This is a genomic window from Burkholderia sp. 3C (genome assembly GCF_054589155.1).
In genome coordinates, this window is the sequence record NZ_BAAILN010000112.1 from 104,784 (window position 1) to 113,512 (window position 8,729).

9 protein-coding genes and 1 pseudogene are annotated in these 8,729 nt (G+C 65.8%); 4 read left to right on the plus strand and 6 right to left on the minus strand.

The window, feature by feature from the left end; all coding sequences use genetic code 11:
• The coding region (locus ACYP33_RS22985) for a glycerophosphodiester phosphodiesterase family protein (protein ID WP_459624057.1) at window positions 1–1,368 on the minus strand (1,368 nt) is incomplete at its 3' end.
• Between the two features lie 578 nt (window positions 1,369–1,946).
• Here ACYP33_RS22985 and ACYP33_RS22990 point away from each other — a divergent pair.
• The gene (locus tag ACYP33_RS22990; protein ID WP_459624058.1) at window positions 1,947–2,822 is read left to right on the plus strand and encodes a dienelactone hydrolase family protein; all 876 of its coding nucleotides are present in this window, start codon (window positions 1,947–1,949) and stop codon (window positions 2,820–2,822) included.
• Here the strand turns inward: ACYP33_RS22990 and ACYP33_RS22995 are convergent, their stop codons facing one another.
• Together ACYP33_RS22995 and ACYP33_RS23000 are read right to left on the minus strand one after the other, a co-directional pair.
• Window positions 2,823–3,185: a copper-binding protein gene (locus tag ACYP33_RS22995; protein ID WP_459624059.1), complete on the minus strand. Its 363-nt coding sequence runs from the start codon at window positions 3,183–3,185 to the stop codon at window positions 2,823–2,825.
• A 135-nt stretch (window positions 3,186–3,320) separates the two neighbouring features.
• Window positions 3,321–3,689 carry a hypothetical protein gene (locus tag ACYP33_RS23000; RefSeq protein ID WP_459624060.1) on the minus strand — a complete coding sequence of 123 codons (369 nt, stop codon included), beginning with the start codon at window positions 3,687–3,689 and terminating at the stop codon, window positions 3,321–3,323.
• A 325-nt stretch (window positions 3,690–4,014) separates the two neighbouring features.
• Here ACYP33_RS23000 and ACYP33_RS23005 point away from each other — a divergent pair, with 325 nt between their 5' ends.
• Entirely contained in the window at window positions 4,015–4,341 is a 327-nt protein-coding gene (locus tag ACYP33_RS23005; RefSeq protein ID WP_414447956.1) for a DNA-binding protein, read from the plus strand.
• A gap of 27 nt (window positions 4,342–4,368) precedes the next feature.
• Here the strand turns inward: ACYP33_RS23005 and ACYP33_RS23010 are convergent, their stop codons facing one another.
• Window positions 4,369–4,557, minus strand: a complete 189-nt coding sequence (locus ACYP33_RS23010) for a hypothetical protein (protein WP_414447955.1) — start codon at window positions 4,555–4,557, stop codon at window positions 4,369–4,371.
• A 371-nt stretch (window positions 4,558–4,928) separates the two neighbouring features.
• On the opposite strand from ACYP33_RS23010, the gene ACYP33_RS23015 reads away from it, so the two are divergent.
• Window positions 4,929–5,231 (plus strand): hypothetical protein, encoded by a 303-nt coding sequence (locus ACYP33_RS23015; protein WP_459624061.1) that lies wholly within the window; start codon window positions 4,929–4,931, stop codon window positions 5,229–5,231.
• Window positions 5,232–5,350: 119 nt separating this feature from the next.
• Here the strand turns inward: ACYP33_RS23015 and ACYP33_RS23020 are convergent, their stop codons facing one another.
• Both ACYP33_RS23020 and ACYP33_RS23025 read right to left on the minus strand, forming a co-directional pair.
• Window positions 5,351–5,854, minus strand: coding sequence for a hypothetical protein (locus tag ACYP33_RS23020; protein WP_414441542.1), 504 nt, complete (start codon window positions 5,852–5,854; stop codon window positions 5,351–5,353).
• Window positions 5,855–6,158: 304 nt separating this feature from the next.
• The gene (locus tag ACYP33_RS23025) at window positions 6,159–7,769 is read right to left on the minus strand and encodes a DUF2957 domain-containing protein (protein ID WP_459624062.1); all 1,611 of its coding nucleotides are present in this window, start codon (window positions 7,767–7,769) and stop codon (window positions 6,159–6,161) included.
• Window positions 7,770–8,530: 761 nt separating this feature from the next.
• Between ACYP33_RS23025 and ACYP33_RS23030 the strand changes: the two are divergent.
• Window positions 8,531–8,729: pseudogene (locus tag ACYP33_RS23030) on the plus strand (GntR family transcriptional regulator); the annotation flags it as partial.

The window sequence follows — 8,729 nt, forward strand, 5'->3', positions numbered from 1 at the left end:
CGTGTTGGCGAAGTCCGAGAACACGCCGTCGATGCCGGCGCGGTAGGCATCGAGATACTCGCCGACCGGATCGCCCTTGTACTTGCCGGGCAGGTAGCGCGCTTCGTTGCGGAACGTGTACGCGTGCACGAACAGGCCGGCCTTGTGCGCATCGGCGATCAGGCTGGTCGGTTCGACCGAGTTCACGTCGGCGAGCGAGCCGGTGTAGGCCGTGCCGTCGGCGTTCTTGTCCTTCCACGGCGTGACCTTCCAGGCGAACACCTGCGGCTTCCACGGGCCGATGCCGTCGGCGTAGGTCTTGATCTCGGCGAGGCCGGCCGGCGTCAGCATGTCGCCGAACCAGCGCGAATCGCCGTTGAGGGTCCAGCTGTACGGGCGGCCGTCGACGAACGCGTAGTCGTCGTTGGTCTGGTAGATCATTGCGCCGGTCTGGTAGTTGACGGCGTTGCCGTCGATCAGCTGCACCATGCGCGTGAGCACGCCGCGCGAACGGAAGTACTTCAGGCTGGCCGGATCGAAGCTCTGCAGCAGGATCGGCGCGGTGCGGCTGTTCAGGTTGTTGTCGTTGAGGAACTTGATGATGGCTTCCTCGAACGGACGCGTGCCGGCCGCGCCGCAGCCGTTGGCGATCGCCTGCTCGTTATTCCAGATCGGGTTCTTCGATTCCGGATAGATCGTGAAGGTCTTGCCGGTGACGGCGGACTTCGCGCGCGCGATGTCGTACACCTCCTGCATCGTCAGGATCGGGTACTGGCCGTTCAGCGCCGTCGGACGCACGTCCTTGGCGTCGTACGTGGTGCCGCGAATCCATGCCTTCAGCTCGGCCACCGTGAAATCGGTGATCGACCAGTCGTTGGTGTGATCCTCGCCGTCGACGATCAGCGATTTCAGCACCGATTTCGGATCGGCCGGATCGGTCAGGTCGCTCAGGTAGCTCGACGGGCCGGTGGTGGCCGTGGTGGTCCAGCTGACCGGCACGCGCACGCCCGGCACGGTGCGCTTGCGCGCGGCCACGGTGGCGTTGGTCTTGGCCACGTCGGCCACGTTGGTGTTGTCGCTGAGCCAGGGGTTGTGACGCGCGACCAGCACGCAATCCTTGGTCAGGTGTAGGTCTTCTTCCAGCGAATCGGCGCCGGCGTTGGCGGCCCCTTCGTAGGACACCTGCGTTTCTTCCGGATACAGGCCCGGCAGGCCGCGGTGGCCGATCACGAGCGGCGCGTTGCCGTCGAGCGTCTTCAGCGCGCTCGGGGTGGACGCCTGCGTCGACGTGGCCGGTGCGGGATCGTCGTCGTTGCCGCAAGCGGCCAGGGTGATGCTGGCGACGAGCGCCAGCATCAGACACGAAATACCGGTCCTTGAAAGAGTCATGGTGGTGTTCTTCTTCATCAGTTTGAGTGGTTATCGAACGTCAACACGCGGTTTTGCTGCTACTAAACGGCAATCGGAATTCGGTAAACATTGAAAGCTGGAGATGCGGGGTGGTGCGTTTTCCTGACGGATAGGTTTTATCGGTGCGTTTTATGTAATTTTGCGAATGCTACTTTTGTAATATGACAGAACGTCGGAAGGCAACGTGCATCGGTGAAATCGTTTTCCAGCAAGCGTGATGGGAAGTTGCGTGGGTGCTCATGTCTTTCATTTGTATTTATTTTTCTGAATTGACGATTGCGTCGGGGTATTCCGGCGTTCGATTTTTCTTTCGTTTTCATTCAATCGCTGTGCGATCGATCGTGGCTGGCCGATCCGCAGGCGCGTATCGCCATGCGAAGCGGGGCAGGCGCATCGGGCGGCGCGTGGCCGTCAGCACACCGAATCGATGAAATAATCGCGGTCGCTTCACGACCGGACACGCCAAGGCATTGAAATCGACGGACTCTCTCGGCCGCCTTGCGCGGCCGTCAAGCCTGCGCGGCCTACGCAGCCTGAACAGGATGGTGTCTGGCGCGGTGACGCTCGCGATCGGCGTCGCCGCCTGCCTGCATGCGCCGGCCTCGCGCGCCGATGGCCTCGCGCTCAACCCGCCGCCGCTCGCCACGCAACTCGGCGAGCAGGTGCTGTTGCTGCCGGCGCGCAGCAACGGCGCGATCGTTCAACTGCAAACCACCCTGTTCAAACCGCCCGGCGCGGGGCCGTTCCCGTTGGTCGTGCTCAATCACGGCAAGGACCCCGGCGACGCGAGCCGGCAGCCGCGCTCGCGGCACTTGCGCGTGGCGGCCGTGTTCGTGCGGCGCGGCTATGCGGTGGCGATTCCGATGCGGGAAGGGTTTGCCGGTTCGGGCGGCTTCTATCACGGCGATGGTTGCGACAGCCGCCGTCACGGCATCGACGAGGCGGCCGATGTGGCCGGCGCGATCGCGGCGCTCGGCGCGCTGCCCTTTGTCGACCGCTCGCGGATCGTGGTCGCAGGCCAGTCCGACGGCGGCCTGGCGACTATCGCGTTCGGTGCGCGGGCGATGCCGGGCGTGCTCGGGCTGATCAATTTCTCGGGTGGCGTGCGCAAATCCGCCTGCCAGGGTTGGGACGACACGCTGGTGGCGGCCTACGCGAGCTATGGCCGCGCCGCGCGCTATCCGTCGCTCTGGTTCTACGGCGATAACGATTCGTTGTGGCCGCAACCACTGCCACGGCGCATGTTCGGCGCCTACCTCGCGCAGGCGCGCGGGCCGGCCGCCGCTGCGCGTTTTGTCGACATCGGCGTGTTCGGCCGGAGTTCGCACGACTTCTTCGATACCCCGGCCGGGGTAGCGATCTGGCTGCCGCAGGTCGCGGCGTTCTTCCGCGCGCTCGGCCTGCCGTTCGAGCCGGCCGGCGCGCGGCGCTAATCAGGACGGATCGTCGAGCTTGACGATCGTCGGCGTGCCGTTCAGGTTCTCGACGCGCACGCGCACCTTGTCCCCGGCATGCACGTGTTGCGTCATCGCGGCGTCGCCGGCCTTGTAGGCCATCGTCATCGCCGGCATGCCGATGTTGGCGAGCGTGCCGTGCTTCAGCGTGATCATGCCGGTGGCGGGGTCCACCTTGCGCACCACGGCGTCGGTCAGGCCGTCGTCGGCCTGCGCTTGCGGCTGAGATTTGGCCGGGGCGGCCATCTTCATGCCGGCCATGTCGTCGGCGAAGGCCGGCGCGGCGGCCAGGCTGCTTGCGGCGGCGAGCAGGAGGGCGGATCGGGCGAACAGCGTATTCATGGTCAGGCTCCGTCTGAAACAAGCAATGGGAATTGCGGCGCCGGCATGGCCGGCATGCGCATGACAGGCGACGACGCGCCCGCGCGGGCGGCGGGCCGGCGCGGTCGGTCGGGATTCAACAGGGGAGGAGGAAAGTCAGGCGGCGCGCGGCGGGCGCCACAGGCCGTTCGGATCGCGCACGGCGAGCGAGGCGGCGTAATGGAAGCGTATCGGGAGGATCAGCGCGGCGGGGCGGCGTACTTCGGCGAGCACGGCCGGGTGATGGAGGCTGCCGAACTGGCATTGCGCCGACATCCTGCAGGCGTGGTCGCAGCCTTTCGGCTTGCCGGGCGGCGGCGTGGCCATGCCGTCGCAATCGGACATGGCCGTCATCGCCGGCATCGCGCCGTGCATCGCCTGCCCGTCGTGCATCGGGCACGCGCCCGTCAGCCCGCTCGCGGCCAGCGCGTCGAGCGGCAGCGCGATGCAAAGCAGCAGGACGAGCAGGGTTCGGAGCAATCGCATGGGCCGGAGTATAGCGGCCGGGCCGGGCAGGCGGCCACGCAAAAAAAATGGCGGCGGGCGAAATCGCGCACGGTGGCGCGTGGGCGGCGATGTTCCGGCTTTTACATGCGTGTCACGTTACGTCGACGCAACGAAGCGGCCGCCGCGGTGGCCGCCTATGCGGCCGAGCGCACGTTGGCATCTCGCGCGGAGCCTTATCCTGACTGGACTTGCCGGATATCGCGCGGCGCGCGGGTACGCTCGCCGCAGGCTGGTACGAATTCTGCTGATAGCAGGCATGAGCGCGCCGCACGGCGACCCGTCCAAACGCAGAACGGAACGAATCATGAATACGCTGCCGAACCAGTCCGATGCCCAATTCCAGGCCTTCCTGACGAAGCTGCTGGCCCAGCCGCAGCCGGTCGAATGGAGCGAGAAGCAACAGATCGAACTCGACATGGCGCGCGCGCTGTCGACCCACATGCTGCGCGTGGCAGAACGGTTGCACGCGCAACCGGGCGACACCGAAAGCTGGCTGACGCTCTATCGCTACGGCCGGGCGCTCGATTTCATCCTGACGTCGCTGGCTGCCTGCCGCGATATTCATCCGCGCACGCTGCGCACGATCCTGAAGCTGGCGCGCTTCGAGGTGAATGCGAACTATCCCGAGTGAGCGGGCCAGGGCGGCCCGCCGGCTTGCTTAGTTGTACCCAAGGATCGCGCTGGTCGCGATGTCGGGACGATCGCCGGTGTGGGACGCCAGCGCGCAGGTCGGATTTTGCAGCGCGGCGCGATACGACGTGAACGCGGGCGCGGTGCGGGCGGCCGGTTGCGGCGAAGCTGCGGGAGCGGGAGCAGAATCGCGGTCGAGCGGCGGGAAGGCGAACATCGTGGTGTCTCCGGTGCGGGCTGGATGGAATGGCGCCCACTATCCCAGAACCGCGGCCCGCAACCAAGCGAGTAATTTTTATTCGAGCCTTCAGGTTTTCTGATTGCAGCGCCGGCGGCCGTCTGGCCCCGCCTTTTTGTGCTCACCTAACAATTGACTTAGATCAAATCTAGTTGGCCGGGCCGATTGCACAATCGCAGCACCATGGATTAACTGGGGAGTCGCCCCGGCGTGGCCGGAATACCGGCCGGTATGGGGCGTCATTCCGAGGGGCGGTGGGGCCGCCGGCGCATCGTGCAGGAGTCCGCACGATGCACCGGCGGCCCCGTTCGCGTGATGGCAGAGCCAGAAATCCATAATCGAGGCCGGCGATGAGAGGTATTACGGGGTACAAACTGAAGCTGCGGATCCAGGATCGTTTCCAGCAGTTGGGCGACAATTTGCCGGCGTCGCTCGACGACGCCGAGGCGCGCGACCGGGTGGTCGCCAAGACCCGCGCGCTCGGGCAGGGTTTTTTCGACATGTCCGAGGATGAATATCACGAATGGGCGGGCCTGCTGCCCGAGGACGAATTCGTCGAACTGATCGCGCTGATGATCTCGCTTGCCACCGAGCCGGCCGCGGCGCCCGCTGCGGCGCCCGCTGCGGCGCCCGCTGCGGCGCTGTCGCGCTGAGAGGTTGACGGTATCGCGGCGGGCCATCCAGGCCCGCCGTTGTTTTTCTTCCATGAAAAACGGGGTGGCGCGACGCCACCCCGTTTTCGTTACGGCCTGCCGAACCTCGGCGCGGCCGCTTATTGCACCTTGAAGGCCGGCGAGGTGGTGACCGTGCCGGTCACCGTGCAGTTCGGCGTCAGCACCGCGTTGTTGAACGTCAGCGACGACGCCGTGTTGTTCCAGGCGGTGACCACCGAGCTCGGGCCGCAGGTGCCGAGCAGCGATGCGCTGACCTGCGCATTGTTGATCGTCAATTGCGTCGGCGTGTCGGCCTGGCCCGTCCACGGGTTCATGCTGGTCGCACTGCCGGTGATCAGCGAGCAGAGGCCGCCACCCGCGAACGTCGTCGACGTGATGTTGACGATGCCGGTCGAGGTGATGGTGCCGTTGAAGGTGGCGGTACAACTGGTGTTGATCGATCCTTTGGATAGTGTGGTGCTGCCGGTGGCCGAGAACGGTTCGCCGTTGGGATTCATCGGGTTGCCGTTGGCCAGCGACACCGTGACGGCGAAAGCCGGCGCGGCGAGCGCCGACGAAACAGCGAGTGCAACGACAAGGGAAGCCACTTTTCGAATAGTCATGATGCGTGCCTCAATTGACGAATGGCGGCGAACCGCCGTGGGTAAGCGCAATGCGGGCGGCCCTCCGGCTACCGCGTTGCGCGTAAAACCGGGCGCCCCCTCAGGCTCGCCCGGTAGAAACCGCACCCCCGCAGGTCGGGTTGGCTGCTAAGCCGTCCGTGCGATGCACGGCCCTGCGTCTCTCAGGTTCTATTGAATCAATAGGTATCCTATTGATTTGTTCGCTCGGCGGACCGGCGGCAGGAATGCTGCCGCCGGTCGTTGCCGTCTTGCTGCGTGTCTGCCTGCCGCGCGTTCGACTGCCTTACTGCACGAACGCGCCCACCGTGAAGAACGGGTTGTACTGGTTGTTGTTCACCACCATCGCGTACACCTCGCCGATCTTGATCGCCCAGCCGGTGTCGCCCTTGTGGAAGATCGCGACCGGCCCGCTGCTGTTGCCGGCGTTGAAATCCTGCAGCGCCGTCACGCCGATCAGGCCCGGGGTGGCCTGCGTGTAGTCGAGCGAGAACGTGCTGGTGCCGGCCGAGGTTTGCGGATCGATGAAGCCGGCCGTTGCGCCGCTGAACAGCGTGGAGGTGTAGTTCGCGGCCAGCGTCGAGACGGCCGTGTTGTCCACGCAGTTGCCGGCGGTCGGCTCGAAGAACGTGCCGCTGTAGATGCCCGGCAGGTTCGGATGCGCCACCGACGCGTTGAAGCTCGCGTCGCCCACCGCCGGTGCGCCGGAGTTGCCCGCGTTCGCCACCACCCCGCACGCCGACGCGCTGGTCGCGCCGATGTAGCCGCCGGTGAACGAGTTCTTGGCCACGGCGGTGGCCGGCGCCAGCGCGGAGATGCCGATTTCCGCATCGGCCACCGTGTTCAGCAGGGCTGCCGGGTCGGTCGGCACGAACGCCTGCCCGACGCGAATCACGATCGGAATCAACGCCCCGCGCAGCCTGCCGACGATCATGATGCCCTGCGCCTGGCTCGGTGCGAGCAGCACGATCGGCTGGCCCTGGCCGGCGCTCGGATACGGCGAGCCCGACGAGGTCGGCTTGCTGACGAACACGTTGTCGGCCGAGCCGTCGGTGTTGGTGCGCAGCGCCCACGGCGTGCCGGTGGTGCGGCACGAGTAGTCGCTGCCCGGCGTGATGGTGCACGAGCCGTCGCCGTTCAGCGTCTCGTTCCAGTTGACCACATCGGGCTGCCAGCCTTCCGGCTTGGCCGTCTGATACGAGGTGCCGGTCGGCGACAAATGGATGCCGAGCTCGTTGTAGTTGCCCGCAACCTTGGTGAAGTCGGTTTCGGTGTCGGTGAAGCCGATGAACGGGAAGAAATCGAACGTGCGCGACGGCACCGCGCCGAGGTTGCCGAGCAGGGCCACGCCGTCGAACTCGATGGTGGCGCCCGGAATCCCGCCGCCCACCACGCCGTTGCCGACGAACAGCATCGGCGGATCGGCCGGATTGACCGTCACGGAGTACGAACCATCGGCCGACGCGCCGTTGTCGAGCACGAACGCGCAGCGGTTCTGTTCGGCCGTCGGCAGCGTGGTGGCGCGGTGGAACGTGCCGGTGATGGTCTGGCCGGCGCGCGTGGTGTTGACCTGGCCGGCGCTGGTCGGCACCGACGACAGGATGAACCGCATCTGATACGTGAGCTTGGTCGAATCGAATTGCAGCTTCACGTATTCGCCGCTGCCCGAGCCGCCGGTATAGACGGTGGTGTAGTCGAGCGTATCGGGGCAGAGCTTGTTGGTGACGGTCGGGGTCGTGGTCGACCCACTGGCCGGGCAACTGCTGCCCGAGCATTGCGGGACCTGGATCGCTGCCGGCGGATCGCCGCCATCGCCGCCGCCACAACCGGCGAAGAACGGAATCGCGAGCACGAAACAGGACAGCAGCGCGGTGCGCGGCTTGGTGATACGGGGCATACCCCCTCCTTGTTGATGATTCCGGGTGTCTCGATGTCGATCGGGGCGCGGGCCTTGGAATGACCCGTCGGTGCGGCGGTTCGATCGACGATGTCCGGGCGCGATGCCGGCGGCACGGGTGGTGCCGGACGGCGATCGCACTTGGAATTACGCAAGCATGAGTCGGGCGCCGTTCGCGTCGCGGGTAGCGGTGCGTCGGCTGAAAAGCGGAAAAGGATGCCGGGTCGGCGAAAGGGCGGACACGTTGCGCCTCGAGCGCGGTGTCCGATCCTGCGGGAATGACGAGCGACAAGCGCCCGGTTGGCCCCGTGTTGGCGTGCGTAACATCGATGTCTCCGTCGGTACGCGCTGCACGTTATTGGTGAAACTTGTTTCGCGAAACTATGATACGGACCGCATGGCAAGTAAATGGTCAGGCAATTCCAAACGGATCGATATTCTCGTTTCCCTTTAAATCGAAGGGCTTGGCGCGGAATTAAAACGAAGCCGGGGCGAGCTTGCGGGGGCACGAGGCGCGGGCGAGCGCCAATCGTTTCGACTGCCAATTAATCCGGCGCGATTGTGCAGTGAAGCAAAACACGGTGCGCGTCGGTTCAGCGCCGGACGAGTCGATTGCGCGACAGATCGGCAAAGACGCTTGACGCTGGATTCCGATGACGGTTTGATACCGTCATGGCAGCACGCTGGGCGCCACGGCAAATCTCGCGCCGCTTCCGGTTTTTGCCGCCGGCATGAACGGACACTCGCACAGTGGAGGACGCATGCAAGGATGCTCCGAACCCGCACTCGGCCGCACGAACGGTGCGCGCGGGCCGCGGCTCGCGCAAGATTGGCGCCCCGATTTTTCCCGGATTCGCGGCCACGTCGCGCTGGCGATTGCCGACCAGATCGAGGAAGCGATTCGCGCCGGCCTGTTTCGCCCCGGCGATCGCCTGCCGAGCCAGCAGGCGATCGCCGATT